The organism is Mycobacterium sp. NPDC048908 (assembly GCF_043197955.1).
Lineage (GTDB): Bacteria > Actinomycetota > Actinomycetes > Mycobacteriales > Mycobacteriaceae > Mycobacterium.
This window is the reverse complement of record NZ_JBICUE010000021.1, coordinates 63274-82893: the sequence shown is the minus strand read 5'-3', so window position 1 is coordinate 82893 and position 19620 is coordinate 63274. Positions and strand designations below refer to the sequence as shown.

Annotated in this window: 14 protein-coding genes and 1 pseudogene; 7 read left to right on the top strand and 8 right to left on the bottom strand. The window is 65.3% G+C overall.

Annotated elements, in window-relative coordinates; all coding sequences use genetic code 11:
• Positions 1 to 135: 135 nt before the first annotated feature.
• Positions 136 to 1611, bottom strand: a complete 1476-nt coding sequence (locus tag ACGFK1_RS30645; protein WP_393438774.1) for a flavin-containing monooxygenase — start codon at positions 1609 to 1611, stop codon at positions 136 to 138.
• 77 nt (positions 1612 to 1688) lie between these two features.
• Here ACGFK1_RS30645 and ACGFK1_RS30640 point away from each other — a divergent pair, with 77 nt between their 5' ends.
• Together ACGFK1_RS30640 and dinB are read left to right on the top strand one after the other, a co-directional pair.
• Entirely contained in the window at positions 1689 to 2330 is a 642-nt protein-coding gene (locus tag ACGFK1_RS30640; RefSeq protein ID WP_393438771.1) for a TetR/AcrR family transcriptional regulator, read from the top strand.
• A 30-nt stretch (positions 2331 to 2360) separates the two neighbouring features.
• On the top strand, positions 2361 to 3584 hold the full coding sequence (gene dinB, locus ACGFK1_RS30635) for a DNA polymerase IV (RefSeq protein ID WP_393438769.1): 1224 nt from the start codon (positions 2361 to 2363) through the stop codon (positions 3582 to 3584).
• Here dinB and ACGFK1_RS30630 read toward each other — a convergent pair whose 3' ends face one another.
• Positions 3585 to 4184 (bottom strand): histone H1-like repetitive region-containing protein, encoded by a 600-nt coding sequence (locus ACGFK1_RS30630; protein WP_393438766.1) that lies wholly within the window; start codon positions 4182 to 4184, stop codon positions 3585 to 3587.
• Positions 4185 to 4261: 77 nt separating this feature from the next.
• Positions 4262 to 5266 carry a PHP domain-containing protein gene (locus ACGFK1_RS30625; protein WP_393438764.1) on the bottom strand — a complete coding sequence of 335 codons (1005 nt, stop codon included), beginning with the start codon at positions 5264 to 5266 and terminating at the stop codon, positions 4262 to 4264.
• A gap of 102 nt (positions 5267 to 5368) precedes the next feature.
• On the opposite strand from ACGFK1_RS30625, the gene ACGFK1_RS30620 reads away from it, so the two are divergent.
• Together ACGFK1_RS30620 and ACGFK1_RS30615 are read left to right on the top strand one after the other, a co-directional pair.
• Positions 5369 to 5746: an ArsR/SmtB family transcription factor gene (locus ACGFK1_RS30620; protein WP_393438761.1), complete on the top strand. Its 378-nt coding sequence runs from the start codon at positions 5369 to 5371 to the stop codon at positions 5744 to 5746.
• A 13-nt stretch (positions 5747 to 5759) separates the two neighbouring features.
• A pseudogene (locus ACGFK1_RS30615) lies at positions 5760 to 6032 on the top strand (sodium-independent anion transporter); the annotation flags it as partial.
• Here the strand turns inward: ACGFK1_RS30615 and ACGFK1_RS30610 are convergent.
• Positions 6029 to 6595: a TIGR03086 family metal-binding protein gene (locus ACGFK1_RS30610; RefSeq protein ID WP_393438758.1), complete on the bottom strand. Its 567-nt coding sequence runs from the start codon at positions 6593 to 6595 to the stop codon at positions 6029 to 6031. The pseudogene ACGFK1_RS30615 and the gene ACGFK1_RS30610 overlap by 4 nt on opposite strands.
• 61 nt (positions 6596 to 6656) lie before the next feature.
• On the opposite strand from ACGFK1_RS30610, the gene ACGFK1_RS30605 reads away from it, so the two are divergent.
• Positions 6657 to 7544 (top strand): LLM class F420-dependent oxidoreductase, encoded by an 888-nt coding sequence (locus ACGFK1_RS30605; RefSeq protein ID WP_393438755.1) that lies wholly within the window; start codon positions 6657 to 6659, stop codon positions 7542 to 7544.
• A 385-nt stretch (positions 7545 to 7929) separates the two neighbouring features.
• On the opposite strand, the gene ACGFK1_RS30600 is transcribed toward ACGFK1_RS30605, so the two are convergent.
• The 4 genes from ACGFK1_RS30600 to ACGFK1_RS30585 form a co-directional block, all read right to left on the bottom strand.
• Positions 7930 to 8748: a polysaccharide deacetylase family protein gene (locus ACGFK1_RS30600; RefSeq protein ID WP_393438752.1), complete on the bottom strand. Its 819-nt coding sequence runs from the start codon at positions 8746 to 8748 to the stop codon at positions 7930 to 7932.
• 80 nt (positions 8749 to 8828) lie between these two features.
• Entirely contained in the window at positions 8829 to 10295 is a 1467-nt protein-coding gene (locus tag ACGFK1_RS30595; protein WP_393438750.1) for a glutamate synthase subunit beta, read from the bottom strand.
• Positions 10288 to 14868 carry a glutamate synthase large subunit gene (gene gltB / locus ACGFK1_RS30590; protein ID WP_393438747.1) on the bottom strand — a complete coding sequence of 1527 codons (4581 nt, stop codon included), beginning with the start codon at positions 14866 to 14868 and terminating at the stop codon, positions 10288 to 10290. The genes ACGFK1_RS30595 and gltB overlap by 8 nt, the downstream gene beginning before the upstream one ends.
• A 410-nt stretch (positions 14869 to 15278) precedes the next feature.
• Positions 15279 to 17330, bottom strand: coding sequence for a heavy metal translocating P-type ATPase (locus tag ACGFK1_RS30585; RefSeq protein WP_393438744.1), 2052 nt, complete (start codon positions 17328 to 17330; stop codon positions 15279 to 15281).
• A gap of 62 nt (positions 17331 to 17392) precedes the next feature.
• Between ACGFK1_RS30585 and ACGFK1_RS30580 the strand changes: the two genes are divergently transcribed.
• Together ACGFK1_RS30580 and ACGFK1_RS30575 are read left to right on the top strand one after the other, a co-directional pair.
• Positions 17393 to 18208 (top strand): PaaI family thioesterase, encoded by an 816-nt coding sequence (locus ACGFK1_RS30580; RefSeq protein ID WP_393438741.1) that lies wholly within the window; start codon positions 17393 to 17395, stop codon positions 18206 to 18208.
• 9 nt (positions 18209 to 18217) lie between these two features.
• Complete coding sequence (locus ACGFK1_RS30575) at positions 18218 to 19516, top strand: ClC family H(+)/Cl(-) exchange transporter (RefSeq protein WP_393438738.1); 1299 nt, start codon at positions 18218 to 18220, stop codon at positions 19514 to 19516.
• The last annotated feature ends 104 nt before the right edge of the window (positions 19517 to 19620 follow it).

The following is a 19620-nucleotide window of genomic DNA, read 5'->3' as shown; positions in this document are numbered from 1 at the left end:
CACTGGACTGGAAAACACCCGCCGAAGCCCTCGACGAACTACTCTCCAACCCGTCCACACCGACCGCTGTTGCATAGAGCGCTAGAAACCGCCGCAAGAAATGGGCAGTTTTGTGTCTGCTCGCCGAGAAGGTTGCTAGGCGGAAACCGCCTCGAGTGCGCGGTGTTTGGTGAACGCGAGCGCCTCGTCGTCGACGTTGCCGCGCCGGATCAGGCGCAGATCGAGCAGATAATTCTGCTTGAGCCGCCATGGCGCGACGTGACCCGCCTTCGGCAGGTAGTCCAGAGCACGCAGCACGTAGCCCGGGGTGAAGTCCATCAGTGGACGCTCATCGACCGAGTTACCGGGATGCTGCGGCTCGACCGTGTCAAAGCCGTTGGCGTCCATGTAGTTCAGCACGCGGCAGACGAACTCCGACACCAGGTCGGCCTTGAGCGTCCACGACGCATTTGTGTAGCCCATGGTGAAGGCCATGTTCGGCATGTGCGTCAGCATCATGCCCTTGTACGCCATGGTGTCGTTCAGTTCCACCGGCACACCGTTGCGCGAAATCGCGGCGCCGCCGAACAGCTGCAGGTTCAGACCTGTTGCGGTGACGATGATGTCGGCCTGCAACTCCTCACCGGAGGCCAACTTGATGCCGGGCTTGGTGAAGCGGTCGATCGTGTCGGTGACCACGTCGGCCTTGCCGGAGCGGATGGTCTTGAATAGATCACCGTTGGGCGCCAAGCACAGTCGCTCGTCCCACGGGTTGTAGCGCGGACCGAAGTGCTTGTCGACGTCGTAGTCCTTCGGCAGTCGCCGGGCCGCCATCGTCATCAATTGCTTGCGGAAGAATTTCGGGAAGCGCCTTGCGATCCGGTATTGGGCCGACCGGACCAGGATGCACTTCCAACGGTTCACCACGTACGCGGCCTTTGGAGGCAGCGTCTTGTTCATCCGCACCGTGAACGGGTCGACGTCTGGAAGCGCACCGATGTACGTGGGTGAGCGCTGCAACATCGTCACGTGGTGAGCGCCCGAATTGGCAAGGGCGGGAACCAAAGTCACCGCGGTGGCGCCACTGCCGATCACCACGATCTTCTTACCGGTGTAGTCCAACTCCTCTGGCCAGTGCTGCGGGTGAATGATCGTCCCGCCGAAGTCCTCGGAACCGGCGAACTCCGGGGAGTACCCCTGGTCGTAGTTGTAGTAGCCGCTGCACGCGGACAAAAACGACGCCTTGATCTCGACTTGTTCGCCGTCACGCTCGACGTGCAGGGTCCATCGGTTCTCGGCGTCGGACCAGTTCGCGCCCGCCACCTTGTGCCCGTAGCGGATATGCTCGTCGATGCCGTACTCGGCGACCGTCTCCTTCAGGTACGCCATGATCGACGGCCCGTCAGCGATGGCCTTCTCGGACGTCCAGGGCTTGAAGCGGAAACCCAGGGTGAACATGTCGGAGTCCGAGCGGATGCCGGGATACTTGAACAGATCCCACGTGCCGCCGAGGTTCTCGCGGCGCTCCAGGATCAGATAGCTCTTATCGGGACAGCGGTCCTGCAGATGCCAGGCGGCGCTGATGCCGGAGATGCCGGCTCCGACGATGACGACGTCGACAAATTCGGTCATGATGTAAAGCTATCAACACCGTGTCGAGAGAGTCAACAGCGTGTCGAGAAATTCAACGTAGCGTAAAGTAAAGCGCTGTGACGACTGCCAGCCAGTCCCGAACCGGTCGTGCCCGCCGGGCCACCCGGCCGTCCGGCGACGACCGCGAACTGGCGATTCAGTCCACCCTCGAGCAGTTGCTAAAGGACCGACCCTTCGCCGATATCTCCGTCGATGATCTGGCAAAAGGCGCAGGCATCTCGCGGCCGACCTTCTACTTCTATTTCTCATCCAAGGACGCTGTGCTGCTGACGCTGTTCGAGCGGGTGCTCGCCGAAGCCGACGCCGCGTTCGGCGGTCACACGGCGGACTACAGCGTCGATCCCACAGCCGCTTGGCGGGACGGCATCTACGGCTTTTTTGAGCCACTACGTGCTCGCCTGGCCGTCGTGCTGGCGGGTGTCGCGGCGACCGGGACAAATGCGGAGATCCGCGAGATGTGGTCGAGGTTCATGCAGAACTGGGTCGATCGCACCGCCACGGTCATCACCGCCGAACGCGCCCGCGGTGCCGCGCCGGAGACTGTCCCGGCACAAGACCTTGCTGCGGCGCTGAATCTGATGAACGAGCGCACTATGGTCGCCTCGTACACAGGCCAGACGCCTGCCATCGCCGAGGATGCTGCGCTCGATACGCTCGCCCACATCTGGATCACCAGCGTCTACGGCCGCACACCTTAGCCTGTCGGCCCTCTATGCGAACATACGTTCGTGTCGGCTGCGGACTTCTACTCGGCGGCTCGGCCGCCGACCATTCTGCATGCCGACTTGGACTCGTTCTACGCGTCCGTCGAGCAGCGGGATGATCCGTCACTGCGTGGCAAGCCGGTGCTTGTCGGCGGCGGCGTGGTGCTTGCGGCCAGCTACGAGGCGAAGGCCTACGGCGTACGCACCGCGATGGGCGGGCGTCAGGCTCGCGCATTGTGCCCGCACGCCATCGTCGTGCCGCCCCGGATGAAGGCCTATTCGGAAGCAAGCGCTGCTGTGTTCGAGGTGTTCCACGACACCACGCCGATGGTTGAACCGCTGTCAGTCGATGAGGCGTTCCTCGACGTGTCCGGGCTGTGGCGGGTTTCGGGCACGCCTGTGGAAATTGCCGCCCGACTGCGCGCGCAGGTTCGTGACCGGGTCGGGTTGCCGATCACGGTCGGTATCGCGCGGACCAAATTCCTGGCCAAAGTCGCCAGTCAAGAAGCCAAGCCGGACGGTCTGCTACTGGTGCCGCCCGACCGCGAACTCGCCTTCCTGCACCCGCTCCCGGTGCGCCGACTCTGGGGCGTCGGCGCCAAGACGGCAGAGAAATTGCGCGCGCACGGCATCGAAACCGTCGCTGACGTCGCGGAACTGAGCGAGTCAACACTCGGGTCGATGGTCGGCGGCGCCATGGGCCGCCAGTTGTTCGCGTTGTCCCACAACATCGATCGGCGTCGCGTCCTCACGGGCGTTCGGCGCAGATCGGTTGGGGCGCAACGAGCGCTGGGCCGCGCGGGTAACACCATGACATCCGCGGAGGTCGACGCGGTCGTCGTCAATCTCATCGATCGGATCACTCGGCGGATGCGCAAGGCTGGGCGCACCGGTCGAACTGTGGTGCTGCGGTTGCGATTTGACGACTTCGGTCGCGCCACCCGATCGCACACGATGCCGAGGGCCACCGCTTCGACTGAGACGGTCCTCGACGCTGCGCGTGGTCTGGTGGCCTCTGCGGCACCACTTATCGCAGAGCGCGGCCTGACGTTGGTCGGGTTCGCCGTCTCGAATATCGATCGGCAGGGCGCGCAACAGCTGGAATTGCCGTTCGAGGAGGTCGCCGACGCCGTCGCGATCGACGCCGCGGTCGACAAAGTGCGGCAGCGTTACGGCAATGCGGCGTTGACGCGGGGCGTCCTGCTTGGCCGCGACCCCGGACTGGAGATGCCGCACCTACCCGACTGATCAGCGGGCCTTACGTGCCCTGTTGGTTTGGCTTTTCGGACTCGATGTGGAGCCACCGCGCTTGGCAGCAGCTTTCTTCGCGGGCACCTTCTTCACAGGCACCTTCGTCGCCGCCGCCTTCTTGGCAGGCACCTTCGTCACGGCCGCCTTTTTCGCGGGCGCCTTCTTGGCAGGCGCCTTCGTCGCGGGCGCCTTCTTCGCGGGCGCCTTTTTCGCGGGCGCCTTCTTGGCAGGCACCTTCGTCACGGCCGCCTTCTTGGCAGGCACCTTCGTCACGGCCGCCTTCTTGGCTGGCGCCTTCGTCGCGGGCACCTTCGCCGCCGGCTTCTTGGCAGGCACCTTCTTCGCGGGTGCCTTCTTGGCCGGTGCCTTCGCCACGGCTGCCTTCTTGGCCGGTGCCTTCGTCACGGCCGCCTTCTTCGCCGCCGCAGGCTGAGATTCGGACGGATTGCCCGAGTCCTGTTGGTCAGCCATAGGTAGGCCGACCCGCTCGGCGGTCTGCTGAACGACCTCACGAACGCGGCGCACGCCGCGGCCCGCGGCCTTGGCTCCCGCGGTGGCCACCTCTGCCGCGCGTTGCGCCAGTTGCTCGGGGTTCACACTGCCTCCTTCAAGCCGCCTTCGACCCAGCTGGTCCGAAGGCGGGTACCCCGTCTACCGCAATTCATCCCAGCGGGTCAGGAAGTCGTCCACTCCAGCAGTTTGTCGGCCGACCAGGTGTTGACGATCCGTTCGACGGGGACGCTGTTCGCCACCGCACGCTGCGCGCCGTAGCCGAGAAACTCCAGTTGCCCGGGCGCATGCGAATCGGTATCGATGGAGAACACGCACCCGATGTCCAGCGCAAGCTTCAGCAAGCGTGTCGGTGGATCACGGCGTTCCGGACGGGAGTTGATCTCCACGGCAGTGCCGTGATCACGGCACGCGGTGAAGACCTTCTCGGCGTCGAATTTCGATTCGGGCCGGGTACCGCGGCCGCCGGTGACCAGTCGACCAGTGCAGTGCCCGAGCACATCGGTGTGAGGGTTGGTGACCGCCTTGATCATTCGTCGTGTCATCGACGGCGCGTCCATCGCCAGTTTGGAGTGCACGCTGGCCACCACCACGTCGAGTCGCTCGAGCAACTCAGGTTCCTGATCCAGCGAGCCATCCTCGAGTATGTCCACCTCGATACCGGTCAGGATGCGCATGGGGGCCAGCCGATCGCGCAACTCGTCGATGACGTCGAGTTGCTGACGCAGCCGGTCGGGCGACAGGCCGTTGGCGACCCTGAGCCGCGGCGAGTGGTCTGTCAACGCGCAATACTCGTGGCCCAATTGCTTTGCGGCGAGCATCATTTCCTCGATCGGCGCCGACCCGTCCGACCAATTGGAATGCACATGGAGATCACCCTTCAGAGCCGCGCGCACGTCGCCGCCACCGAGATCCTTTGCTGTCGAACGTAATTCGACAAGCGCGTCGGGCTCGCTGCCGGCCCACGCCTGCGCGATGACCTTGGCGGTCTTTGGCCCGATGCTGGGCAACGACTGCCAGCTGTTGGCGGCACCGTGGCGGTCACGCTCGGCGTCAGACAGCCCTTCGACGACATCGGCGGCATTGCGGTAGGCCATGACGCGACGCGGATCCTCGCGCGCCCGGTCCTTGTAGTACGCGATCTGGCGCAGGGCAAGTACCGGATCCATTTCTCCAGTCTGCCCTGGCGAGCATCCAATTTGTGCAAAGGGTCGCCGCGCCCTAATCTAAATTGAGAATTCGTTCAATCCATCAACCCGCTAGGTCGTCACGTGCCCCACCGCTTCCCAGGAAGCCCCGAGCTGCCGCTATACGAGATCAAGGCGAACCTGTTCAAGGCGCTCGCGCACCCAGCGCGCATTCGCATCCTCGAAATTCTGTCGGCCGCCGACCGGCCCACTGCGGTCAGCGAGATACTCGCCGAAACCGAGATCGAAGCCACCTTGCTGTCGCAACACCTCGCCGTCCTCAAACGTCACCAGGTGGTCAGTGCCCAGCGCATCGGCAACGCCGTGATCTACGAACTGGCTCACCCGAAGATCGGTGAACTCTTGGTCATCGCGAGGGCCTTCCTCGCCGACACGCTCGGCGCTCAACGCGATCGACTCAAGACGTTCGACTCGCTGCCACCATTGCGACCCCGCAGTTGATCGCCGCCACCGCAGCGAACATCGCTCGACTGCTGTGGTCGCCGCGACGGTAGGTGTAGCAGCGTTGGGCGTCTCGGTTGCGACCATTCACACGTTGGCGCAGATCGCGACCGAGCTGGAGGCCCGCGGAAACTCGGTGATCATCAAGGGCGTTCGGCCCGAACACATGAGCCTGCTGACCAACGTCGGTGTGTTCGAGTCGCTTCGGCATGAGAACCACCTGCTCGACTCGCTGGAGGCCGCCATCGGTCAACCACGTAAGCACGTTGCCCACCAGCCGCACTAGTCGCGCGACGGTTGCCGTCCGGTCAATGCGATAGCGCGGTCGAGGTCCGAGACATCCTGGGACACCGGAACGGCAGGACCGAACAGGCCTTCGGTCGGCCCCTCAGCGGCGATCGCGGTCACGTGCGGCAGCACCGCCGCCAGCGTCGCGGGATCGACGTCGTAGTCCTGCCCGGTGGCGACCGCGACATCCCAGCCGTGGACAACGACCTCGGTCAACGCGATCATGCCGCCAACCTCACCAGGGAAATCGATGCCTCCCGCGCGGGACATGCCTTCCCAGGCCGTCGGTTCCTGCCAGGCCTGCGCCAGTTCGGCGAGCCTTCGCGGGTACGCCGCACGCCAGTCGTCGTCAAGCGGTGCGCCCGGCTCCGGCGGGGTGTCGGTCAGCGGGCCGAAGTCCTTCCTTGCGGCCGCCGTGAAGGCCAGCGTCAGCCCACCGATATGCCCGACGAGATCTCGCAGGCTCAGCTTGTCGCACGGGGTGGCGCCGTCCAGCTGCTCGTCAGTGATGTGGGTCAGTAGGTCGGCGGTGCGTTGACATGCGGGGGTCAGATCGATCATGTGTGTACTGACCGATGACGCGCCAGGAATTAATCAGCTTGCAGGACTACTTTGGACAGACGTGAGATTCGCCTTCAAGACATCCCCGCAAAACACCACCTGGTCGGACATGCTCGCCGTCTGGCAGGCCGCTGACGACATCGACGTCTTCGAGTCGGGTTGGACCTTCGACCACTTCTATCCGATCTTCTCGGACTCGTCCGGGCCCTGCCTCGAGGGCTGGACCACCTTGACCGCACTGGCGCAGGCCACCAAGCGCCTTCGCGTCGGCGTGTTGGTCACCGGCATCCATTACCGGCATCCTGCGGTGCTCGCCAACATGGCTGCAGCACTCGATATCGTCTCCAACGGCAGGCTCGACCTCGGTATCGGTGCGGGCTGGAATGAAGAAGAGTCCGGCGCCTACGGCATCGAGCTGGGCAGCATCAAGGAGCGCTTCGATCGCTTCGAGGAAGCATGCGAGGTGCTCACCAGCTTGTTGAGCAAGGACACCACCACCTTCGACGGCAAGTTCTATCAACTCAAGGACGCCCGCAACGAGCCCAAGGGCCCGCAGCAGCCGCATCCTCCGATCTGCATCGGCGGGAGCGGTGAGAAGCGCACGCTGCGCATCACCGCGAAATACGCCCAGCACTGGAACTTCGTCGGCGGCTCACCCGAGGAGTTCGCGCGCAAGCGTGACGTGCTCGCATCACACTGCGCGGATATCGGCCGCGATCCCAAAGAGATCATGCTGTCATCGCACATCCGGCTCAGCGACAACCACCTCTCCCCCGACAGCCCGATCGACTTCGGTCATGCCATCGACGAGGCCGCCGCACTCGGTGAGGAAGGCCTGGATCTGGCGATTGTTTATCTGCCGACGCCGCACACGCCCACGGTGCTCGAGCCGCTCGCCGAGGCGATCAGGGAGTCCGGGCTGCTTGCCAGCAAAGGTAATAGTCGGTAACGAAAATATAACGATTAGGCAAATGAAAGGTCACTCGGCGCCCGGTACAGGTAACCAGTCGGGCGCGGGTTCTCTAGATGCTGTAACGAAGTAGCTCGTCGGCGGTGATCAGACGCTCCGCCTTGGCGGGAAACTCGCGACTCTTGACAGGGTGCCGAAGCCATGACCAGGCGATTCGCGTCACCCGGGACCTCGATATCGGATTGAGGTACACGGTACTCACTCCTGCGATATAGCAATAGCTGACCGGGGGCTTACGTTACCGCAAAACCCTCACCAAGTCATTAGATACCCAGCATCTGGCAAACTCCACTAGGCGCGCCGATCAAAAATCTGATGTTTTTAGAGTGACTGGTGTGACTTATGAGGTCTAATCGGTGTGCCCTCACGCCTGCGTCTCGGGCTTGGCGAACACGTCGTCGAGCGTGACCGTGCGCAGTTGGCGCGACCGGATCACGTCCACCAATTGGTCGTACACATGGGTGACCGGCAGGTGGTTGAGGTGGCCGATCACGATCGCCTGCGGATGGAAGTACTTGTTGGCCATCTTCACGATCTCGGTTTCAGCGATGACGTTCTGGTCCTCCAACGACCCCGACCACATCGTCGGCACCGTGTAGCCCAGTTCGGCGGCGATCGCATCGACCACCGGATTGTGGCTGCCGTAAGGCGGCCGGAAATAGGGCCTGGCGTCGACCCCGTACTCCCGGGCCAGGAACTGGTGGTTGCGTCGAAGTTGGTCCACCACTTGGTCTTTCGGCAAAGTCGCCAAGTCTGGATGCGCCCACGTGTGGTTGCCGAGCTGAATCTGGCCGGCCTCGACGAGCGGCCGCAGCAAGTCCTTGTTGTCGGTCCACGACGCATACCTACCATTGACGAAGTACGTCAACCGCACGCCGGTGTCCCTGGCGAACTGCGTATAAGCCCGCACCACATCGGAATTGACACCGTCGTCCAGGGTCAACGCCAACAGGTCGCCATCGCCGGGAATGCTGCTCAATTCCCCGCCGCCAGGCAGCGGGAACCGGTTCGGAACCAGCGGCGATGGTACGGGCGCTGAGGCCGCCTGCGCGACGCGCGGTTGCGCGTTGACGGTGCACCGTGCCAGGCCGACGCCGGCGAGAGTCGCGACGGACAGGCCCGCGAGAAAGTGGCGCCGAGTTAGCTCGGTGCCCGCATAGGTGATCGGTCTGCGGCCAGTCATCGGGACTACTGTCTCCCGGCCGCACGCGAAAGCCCCTGATTCGGCCGCGTGTCGCAGCCGCTTGCGGGCTAACCCACAGGTTAGCGCTGCGGTACTGCGGTGGGCTTGATCGGCGCAGGAAGCAGCGTCTCGCCCATCAGGTAACGGTCGACACCGGCCGCGGCCGCCCGGCCTTCGGCGATTGCCCACACGATCAGCGACTGCCCGCGGCCCATGTCTCCCGCCACGAACACACCCGGCACCGAAGTCGCGAAATTCGGATCGCGGGCAACGTTGCCCCGCTCGCTGATTTCGACGCCCAGGTCGGTCAGCAGGCCGTCACGCTCGGGGCCGACGAAGCCCATCGCGAGCAGCACCAGATCGGCTTGCATCTCGAAGTCGGTGCCTTCGACCTTCTCGAACTTGCCCGCCTTCATCACGACCTCGTGGCCGCGCAGTCCCGTGACGTGCCCGTCGCTGCCGAGAAACTCCTCGGTGTTGACCGAGTAGACGCGCTCGCCGCCCTCCTCGTGGGCCGACGACACCCGGAACATCAACGGATACACCGGCCACGGGGTCGACGCGGCTCGCTCCTCCGGCGGACGGGGCATGATCTCGAACTGGTGCACGCTGGCGGCGCCGTGCCGGTGCACGGTGCCAAGGCAATCCGCCCCGGTGTCTCCGCCGCCGATGATGATGACCCTCTTGTCCTTGGCGTGGATCGGCGGCAGGCCGTTCTCGTCGACCACCGGATCACCCTGCTGCACCCGATTGGCCCACGGTAGGAACTCCATCGCCTGGTGGATGCCGTCGAGGTCGCGCCCTGGTATCGGCAGATCGCGCCATGCGGTCGCACCGCCTGCCAACACCACGGCGTCGAACTCGGCGCGCACCTGCGCAGCGGAGATGTCGCGGCCGACGTTCACGCCGGTACGGAATTGCGTGCCCTCGGCCTCCATCTGCGCAAGGCGCCGGTCGATGTGGCGCTTCTCCATCTTGAACTCGGGGATGCCGTAACGCAGCAGGCCGCCGATCCGGTCGTCGCGCTCGAACACCGTGACGGTGTGGCCCGCGCGGGTCAGTTGCTGGGCGGCGGCCAGCCCGGCGGGGCCCGAACCGACGACGGCGACGGTCTTGCCGGTCGTCCTGGTCGGCGGCAGCGGCACCACCCAGCCTTGATCGAAGGCGTTGTCGATGATCTCGACCTCGACCTGCTTGATCGTCACCGGATCCTGGTTGATGCCGAGCACGCACGAGCCCTCACACGGTGCCGGGCACAGCCGGCCGGTGAACTCGGGGAAGTTGTTGGTGGCGTGCAGTCGCTCGATGGCGTCGCGCCAGCGGTCGTTACGCACCAGATCGTTCCACTCGGGAATGAGGTTGCCCAGCGGACAGCCGTTGTGACAGAACGGAATACCGCAATCCATGCACCGGCTCGCCTGCTCGCGCAACACGTGGTGGGAGAAGTCTTCGTAGACCTCTTTCCAGTCCATCAGGCGCAGCGGGACCGGCCGCCGTTGCGGCGTCTCACGTTTGGTGAACTTGAGGAAGCCCTTCGGATCAGGCATTGGCCGCCGCCATGATCGCCTGATCGACGTCCGCGCCGTCATGTTCGGCCTCGGCAATCGCTTCCAGCACCCGCTTGAAATCGCGCGGCATCACCTTGGTGAAGTTCTTCAGCTCGTTCTCCCAATCCGACAGGACGCGTTGTCCCACCGCTGAATCCGTCGCATCGACGTGTGCCTGGATCATGCCGTGCAGCCATTGGATGTCGTCGGCGTCCATCTCGTCGAGGTCGACCATCTCGGCGTTGAGGTTCTGTTCCAGCGCATTGTTCGGGTCGTACACGTAGGCCACACCGCCGGACATGCCTGCCGCGAAGTTGCGGCCGGTGGGTCCGAGGATGACGACCTTGCCGCCGGTCATGTATTCGCAGCCATGGTCGCCGACGCCTTCGACGACGGCATGCGCACCGGAGTTGCGAACCGCGAACCGTTCGCCGACCACCCCGCGCAGGAACATCTGGCCGCTGGTGGCGCCGAACAGGATCACGTTGCCCGCGATGATGTTTTCCTCGGCCACATAGTCGGCTGGCGCGTCGTCTGACGGCCGTACCACGATGCGCCCACCCGAAAGACCCTTACCGACATAGTCGTTCGCGTCGCCATACACCCGCAGCGTGATGCCCTTGGGCACGAACGCGCCGAAGCTGTTGCCCGCCGAGCCGTCGAACGTAATGTCGATGGTGCCGTCGGGAAGCCCTTGCCCGCCATAGGCTTTCGTCAGCTCATGGCCCAGCATGGTGCCCACCGTGCGGTTGGTGTTCGCGATCGTGGTGGAGAATTTCACCGGGGTGCCGGAGTCAAGAGCCTCCCGGCTCATCACGATCAGCTGCTGATCCAGCGCCTTGTCCAGACCGTGGTCCTGACGCGAGCTGCAATACAGGTCCTGGTTCATGAACGCGGACTCCGGCTCGTGTAGCACCGGTGTCAGGTTCAGCTTGTAGGCCTTCCAGTGCTCGGCGGCCTGCGTGGTGTCAAGCACCCCGACCTGGCCGACCATCTCATTGACGGTGCGGAAGCCAAGCTGCGCCATCATCTCGCGCACCTCTTCGGCGATGAACATGAAGAAGTTCTCCACGAATTCCGGCTTGCCGGTGAATCGTTGGCGCAGCACGGGATTTTGGGTCGCGACGCCGACCGGGCAGGTGTCGAGGTGGCAGACCCGCATCATGATGCACCCGGAGACCACCAGCGGCGCGGTCGCGAAGCCGAACTCCTCGGCACCGAGCAGCGCGGCGATCACCACGTCGCGTCCCGTCTTGAGCTGGCCGTCGACCTGGACCACGATGCGGTCGCGTAGTCCGTTGAGCAACAACGTCTGCTGCGTCTCGGCCAGACCGAGCTCCCACGGCGCGCCCGCATGCTTCTGCGACGTCAGTGGCGTCGCACCCGTGCCGCCGTCGTGACCCGAGATCAGCACCACGTCGGCGTGCGCTTTCGACACACCGGCAGCGACGGTGCCAACACCGTTCTCGCTGACCAGCTTCACGTGCACGCGAGCCTGGGGGTTCGCGTTCTTCAGGTCATGGATCAGCTGTGCCAGATCCTCGATCGAATAGATGTCGTGGTGCGGCGGCGGAGAGATCAGGCCGACACCAGGCGTCGAGTGCCGTACCTCAGCCACCCATGGATACACCTTGTTACCCGGAAGCTGGCCACCCTCACCGGGTTTCGCACCCTGGGCCATCTTGATCTGGATATCGGTGCAGTTGGTCAGGTAGTGGCTGGTGACGCCGAACCGCGCCGACGCGACCTGCTTGATCGCGCTGCGTCGCCAATCGCCGTTCTCGTCCTGCTCGAAGCGCCGGACGTCCTCACCGCCCTCGCCCGAATTCGACCGGCCGCCAAGGCGATTCATCGCGATCGCCAGCGTCTCGTGCGCTTCGGCCGAGATCGAGCCATAGCTCATCGCGCCGGTGGAGAACCGCTTGACGATCTCACTGGCCGGCTCCACCTCGTCCAGCGGTACCGCCGGGCGCACACCGTCGCGGAACTTCAGCAGGCCGCGCAGCGATGCCATCCGCTCGCTCTGGTCGTCGACCAGCTTGGTGTACTCCTTGAAGATGTCGTACTGGCCGGTGCGCGTCGAGTGCTGCAGCTTGAATACCGTGTCCGGGTTGAACAGGTGGTACTCGCCTTCGCGGCGCCATTGGTACTCTCCGCCGACCTCGAGTTCGCGATGTGCCCATTCTTCGGGGCGGTCCACATACGCCAGGGCGTGGCGGGCCGAGACATCGTTGGCGATGTCGTCGAGGTCGATGCCGCCGACCGGACAGGTCAGCCCCGTGAAGTACTCGTCGAGCACCGGTTGGCTGATGCCGATCGCCTGGAACAACTGCGCGCCGGTATAGGAGGCGAGCGTCGAGATGCCCATCTTGGACATCACCTTCAATACGCCCTTGCCCGCGGCCTTGACGTAGTTCGCCTTGGCCTGATCGCTGCTGATGCCTGCGATCACCCCGCGATCGACCATGTCCTCGATCGACTCGAACGCCATGTAGGGGTTGATCGCGGCCGCACCGAAGCCGACCAGGCAGGCCATGTGGTGCACCTCGCGGGCGTCACCGGCCTCCACGACGAGGCCGACCTTGGTGCGGGTGCGGTCACGGACCAGGTGGTGGTGCACGGCCGCGACACTCAGCAGCGACGGGATCGGTGCCATCGACTCGTCGGACTCGCGATCGGACAGCACGATGATGCGTGCGCCGTCGCGGATGGCCGCCGACACCTTCGCGCGGACGTTGTCCAGCGCCTCCTTGAGACCCTGCCCGCCGCGGTTGACCGGATACAGGCAGCGGATCACCGCCGCCCGCATGCCGTGCTTGTGGCCGCGGATCTCGTGGTCAGGGTCCACGCACATCAACTTGGACAGCTCGGCGTTACGCAGGATCGGCTGCGGCAGCACGATCTGGCGACAGGACTCGGCGTCCGGGTTCAGCAGATCACCCTCCGGCCCGACGGTGCCCTGCAGGCTGGTCACCACCTCTTCCCGGATGGCGTCCAGCGGCGGGTTGGTCACCTGGGCGAACAACTGCTGGAAGTAGTCGTAGAGCATCCGCGGCCGCTCCGACAACACCGCGATCGGGGTGTCGGTGCCCATCGAGCCGATCGGCTCGGCACCGGTGCGCGCCATCGGCGCCACCAACAGGTTGAGCTCCTCGTAGGTGTAGCCGAAGATCTGCTGGCGCAACACAACTCGGTGGTGCGGCATCCGTACGTAGTCGCCGGGCGGCAGATCCTCGATGCGGAACAGGCCGGCGTCGAGCCAGTCCTGATACGGCTGCTCGGCAGCCAGCTCGGCCTTGATCTCCTCGTCGGAGACGATGCGGCCCTTCGACGTGTCGACCAGGAACATGCGGCCCGGCTGCAGGCGCATCTTCTTGACCACGGTGGACGGGTCCAGGTTGAGCACGCCGGCCTCGGATGCCATCACCACCAAACCGTCCGCCGTGACCCAAATGCGGGACGGGCGAAGGCCGTTGCGGTCGAGCACCGCACCGATCACCGTGCCGTCGGTGAACGTCATCGACGCCGGGCCGTCCCACGGTTCCATCAGCGACGCGTGATACTCGTAGAACGCCCGCCGCGCCGGGTCCATCGACTCGTTGCGCTCCCATGCCTCGGGGATCATCATCAGCACCGCGTGCGGCAGGCTGCGCCCGCCCAGATGCAGCAGTTCGAGCACCTCGTCGAACCGGGCGGTGTCCGAAGCGCCAGGGGTGCAGATCGGAGTCACCTTCTCCAGGTCTCTGCCACCGAACAGGTCGGTGTTGATCAGCGCCTCACGCGCGCGCATCCAGTTCTCGTTGCCGGTGACGGTGTTGATCTCGCCGTTGTGGGCGATGCGCCGGAACGGGTGGGCCAGCGGCCAGGACGGGAACGTGTTTGTCGAGAACCGCGAGTGCACGATGCCGAGCGCACTGGTCAGCCGATCGTCCTGCAGGTCAAGGTAGAACGCCTTGAGCTGCGGTGTGGTCAGCATGCCCTTGTACACGAAGGTCTGACCGGAAAGGCTTGGGAAATACACGGTTTCGCGGCCGGGACCATCCTGGCCCGGTCCCTTGGTGCCGAGTTCGTGCTCGGCCCGCTTGCGCACGACGTACGCGCGGCGCTCAAGGTCCATGCCTGAGGCGCCCGCGAGGAACACTTGCCGGAAGGTCGGCATCGCGTCACGGGCCAGCGCACCCAGCGACGACTCGTCGGTCGGCACGTCGCGCCAGCCGAGCACCTCGAGACCCTCGGCCTCGGCGATCTTCTCCACGGCCTCGCACGCGGCGGCGGCGTCCTTGGACGACTGCGGCAGGAAGGCGATGCCGGTGGCATAGCTGCCGTACTCGGGCAGGTCGAAGTCGACGACGACGCGACAGAAGTCGTCGGGGACCTGCAGCAGGATGCCTGCACCGTCACCGGTGTGCGGTTCAGCGCCCTGGGCACCGCGATGCTCGAGGTTGACCAGGGCCGTAATGGCCTTGTCGACGATGTCGCGACTGCGCCGACCGTGCATATCGGCCACCATCGCCACGCCACACGCGTCGTGCTCGAACGCGGGGTTGTACAGCCCTTGCGTCCTGGGCGCCATTCCCACCTGTCCTTTACTCACACGCCTTAACGAAGCTGCTGCAAGGCAGCCGTCAACGACGGCTTTAGCCGGCTTGCGATGGAGGTGCCCGCGTGCAGCATCGAACGATGGCCCTATCCCACTCGCCACAAGTGGTGAAACGATATGACAAACACCGCCTGACATGCCAACTTAGTCATACCTAACTATACTGATTGCGCGCGGGCGCGGCGGTGCCGATCTCGGCCCAGATAACGAACGAATAACGTTGCCGCTGTTCGACTTTCAGCGACGTTGTGGTGCAGCCGGCGAAGCGAGCGGTCGATCACGTCTTTGGTCCATCCATTGACGATGTTTGCTGTAGTGAAAGACTGATTGTGTGCGCTGCATTAACTGCGTCTGGTTGATTTGCACAAAGCCTAGCCAGATTCTTAGAGAATGGCCGCCACGCTGGCCTGCGGCCGCAGATCCAGGCGACGCAGCAGTTGAGCATTCAGTGCCACCACCACCGTCGAGATCGACATCAAGATCGCGCCCACCGACATCGGCATGACGAAGCCGATCGGCGCAAGCACACCCGCTGCCAGCGGCACCGAGATGAGGTTGTATCCCGCTGCCCACCAAAGGTTTTGCTTCATCTTCCGATACGACGCCTTCGACAGCGCAAGCACCGACAGCACCGACCGGGGATCCGAGCTGGCCAAGATGACCCCCGCCGACGCGATCGCGACATCGGTGCCAGCGCCGATCGCGATCCCCACGTCTGCCTGGGCCAGTGCGGGCGCGTCGTTGACCCCGTCGCCGACCATCGCCACCTTGAGGCCCTCGTTTTGCAGCTGCGCCACCTTGGCGGCCTTGTCCTCGGGCCGCACACCTGCGAAAACCCTGTCGATGCCGAGCTGGCCCGCGACCGACTCCGCGACGGTGTGGGCGTCCCCTGTGATCATCACCACGCGGACGCCCAGCCGGTGCAGGGCGTCGACGGCTTGGCGGGATTCCTCACGCACCTCGTCGGCCAACGCGAGTGCGCCGACAACCTCTGCGGCCCCGTTGTCTTCCAAGAGCACGTGCAGGACGATCGCGCCCTGCTGCCGCCACGCCCCTGCACCGGCCAACTCGGCCCGGCCCACCTCCTCGAGCAGCCGGGGCCCACCGACACGCACGGTCATGCCCTCGACCCGCGCCGTCACTCCGACCGCAGGCGAGGAGCTGAACCCCGATGACGACGGCACCGTCAGCCCGCGGCGCGCTGCCGCGGCCACGACGGCTTTCGCGAGCGGATGCTCGGAGTCCGACTCCGTGGCCGCCGCCAGCGCCAGCACCTCGTCCTCGGTCCGGCTCACCGCGAGTACGCCCGTGACCGTCGGTTCGCCCTTGGTCAGCGTGCCGGTCTTGTCGAACAGCACCGCGCCGACAGTCCGCATGCTCTCCAAGGCCAGCCGATCCTTGATCAGCACGCCGCCGCGGGCTGCACGTTCGGTCGCGATCGACACCACAAGCGGAATCGCCAGGCCGAGCGCGTGGGGGCAGGCGATCACCAAGACGGTGATGGTCCGGATCACGGCGTCGGCGGGTTGCCCGGTCGAGCCCCACACGACCGCGGTCACGATCGCGGCTCCCAGCGCGAACCAGAACAGCCAGGCCGCCGCCCTGTCGGCCAACCGTTGCGCACGCGAGGAGGAGTTCTGCGCCTCCGTCACCAACCGCTGGATGCCTGCCAGCGCGGTGTCGTCACCGACGGCGGTGACCTTGACCCGAAGCCCGGAGTCGGTCGCGACGGTGCCCGCGACCACGGCGTCGCCAACGCTGCGGCGCACGGTTCGGGATTCACCCGTCACCATCGATTCGTCCATCTCGGCGGCGCCCTCGACGATCGCTCCGTCGGCGGGCACGCTGCCGCCCGGTCGTACGATCACAATGTCGTCGACCCTGAGGTCGGACGGTGCGACGGTCTGGGTGCCGTCGGCCGTGATGCGCTCGGCCTCGTCGGGCAGCAACGCCGCCAAGGAGTCCAGCGCTGAGGTGGTCTGCGCCAGCGACCGCATCTCGATCCAGTGGCCGAGCAGCATGATCACGATCAGCAGCGCCAACTCCCACCAGAAGTCGAGATTGTGGGGCAGCAATCCGATGCTCGCACCCCACGACGCGACGAATGCGACCGTGATCGCCAGGCCGATCAGCAGCATCATTCCCGGTGTGCGGGAACGTATCTCACTGATCGCACCGGTGAGGAAGGGCGTGCCGCCCCAGAGGTACATCACCGTGCCGAGCAGCGGCGACACCCAACGCGAACCCGGGAAGTCGGGCACCTGGTAGCCCAGGATCATCGCGAACATGCCCGAGAAGACGACCGTGGGGACGGCCAACGCCAGCATGGTCCAGAACAGCCTGCGGAATTGGGCGACGTGATCGGCGTGGCCGCCATGACCGTGCGCTGCGTGGTCGGCCTGCATGTGGTGCTGCGGATGGGTGACCTCGGTCATGCGGTTCAATATATACCCCCTAGGGGTATATGGCCACCCTCCCGCACGCCACCCTGGATCCGATGTCGCATCCGCTGAACACTCCACTGGGCCGCTTCGGCATCGTGACGCCCGAGGAAGGTCCGCAGCGCTTCCTCGCCGCGATACCCGCAGGCGGCATGCTCAACCCGTTGACCGGCCAACCCACCGTCGCGACGCTGGCGATGCTCGTCGACCACATCGGCGGGCTGGTCAACCATCACCGCCGCGGGCCCGGCGAATGGACGGTCAGCAGCGAGCTGTCGCTCGAGCTGGCGCCGGATGCCCTCCCCCGACTCGAGTCCGCACCCGAGGTGCCGGTGTACGCGACCGGTCAGCCGTGCGGACCCAAGGGCCGCAACGCGCTCAGTCTGTGCGAGCTGACTCACCGCGACTCCGTGATCGGCACCGCGACCGTCCGGTCGTTCTACATCGCGGCCCCCGAGCACCTCGCCGCGTGGCCGGACGGTCCGACGGGGCCTCTTCCAGCCGGGTCGCTCGCCGACCGGATGGCGGTTCGAATCGCCGAGAGCGGCGGCGCGGCCAAGGTGCTGATACAGGACCGGGATCCCGTGCTGAACAACAGCCTTGGCATCGTGCACGGCGGCGTATCGGCGATGGCACTGGAGTTGGTCGGTTCCGCGGCCGTCAACGGTGGCCGCGAGGGCCCGCCACTGCAGACCGCGTCGCTGCGGGTGAACTTCCTGCGCCAGTTCCGCGCCACCTCCGGCGGCCCTCAATCACGTTACGAGGGAACCGCTTTGCGGCTCGGCCGTAGTACCGGTGTCGCGGAGGCACTGGCCGTCGACGACACTGGCAAGGCCGCGATCATCGCACGCGTGACGGCTTATCTCGGATAGCATCCGCTCATGTCCGAGCCCGACGATTCGATGCGGGGTTCGGTACACATCTGCGTCACCGCGATCATCGCCGGCGTCGTCATCGGTTTCGTCGGCGGCGCGTTCCGGTGGTGCCTACAAACGGCCGATGACCTACGCATCGATCTCGTTGACTGGGCACACCGGTTGCCTGGGCCGGGTTGGCTGGTGGCGATCGCTGCCGCCGCGGCAGGCGCCACGCTCGCCGCGCTGATCGTGCGGTGGGAACCGCTGGCCGCGGGCAGTGGCATCCCGCACGTGGAGGCGGTGTTCCTGGGCGCCGCGCAGCCACCGCTCATCCGGTTGCTTCCCGCGAAGTTCATCGGCGGCGTGCTGAGCATAGGGTCCGGCCTGGTGTTGGGCCGCGAGGGACCCACCGTGCACATGGGCGCGGCCATCGGAGCCGAAACGGCGCGGCGCGCACGGTTACCGGATTCTGAGGTCAGAATGATGCAGACGGCGTTGGGCGGCGCCGGCCTTGCCGTCGCGTTCAACGCACCGATCGGCGGAGCGCTGTTCACCCTCGAAGAGGTGACCAAGTCATTTCGGTTGAAAACCGTACTGGCGACCCTCTTTTCGGCTGCTGTCGCAGTCGCGTGTTCACGGCTGATATTGGGAAACCACGCCGACTTCCGCGTCGAACCGATGGCCGCTCCGGCGCTGGCATGGCTGCCGGTGTTCATCGTCTTCGGCCTGCTGACGGGACTGCTAGGGGCCGCCTACAACGGGTTGGTGTTGTGGTTCCTCGATCACGTGGGTGCAATACGGCGAGTCCCGCCCGTGGCGAAAGCCGCGGTCATCGGTGCCATCGTCGGGCTCGCGATGTTCGTATATCCCCTCTCGGTGGGCGGCGGCGATGACCTGACGCAGCGAATCCTCGGCGGACAACACCTGGTCGTCTCCGTCGTCGTCGGAATCCTCGCGGTGCGATTCATCGCCGGTCCGCTTTCGTACTCGGCCCCGGTACCCGGCGGTCTGTTCGCGCCACTGCTGGCCGTTGGTGCACTGTGGGGATTGTTGTTTGTCGGAATCTTCGGCGCGGTATGGCCCACAGATGCAACGCAATTGGCCGTCCCGATGGCGCTTGTCGGCATGGCGGCGTTCTTCGGCGCCACGGTGCGCGCTCCGGTGACGGGGATGGTCGTCGTCACCGAGATGACGGCGACGACCGCGACGCTCGTGCCGATGATGGCCGCGACCGCTGCGGCGGTGCTCGTCGCATACCTCATGGGATCACCGCCGATCTATGACAGTCTGCGGGAACGGATGCCCGCCAAGGCCGATCAGTAGGTCACGCAACAGTCGCGATAGTTTCCGTTGCGGCACAATCCGGATACGGGGTGCCCGTGAGGCAGCCACCCGTGTCACTCTCTCCGCACAGGCGTCACATCCAC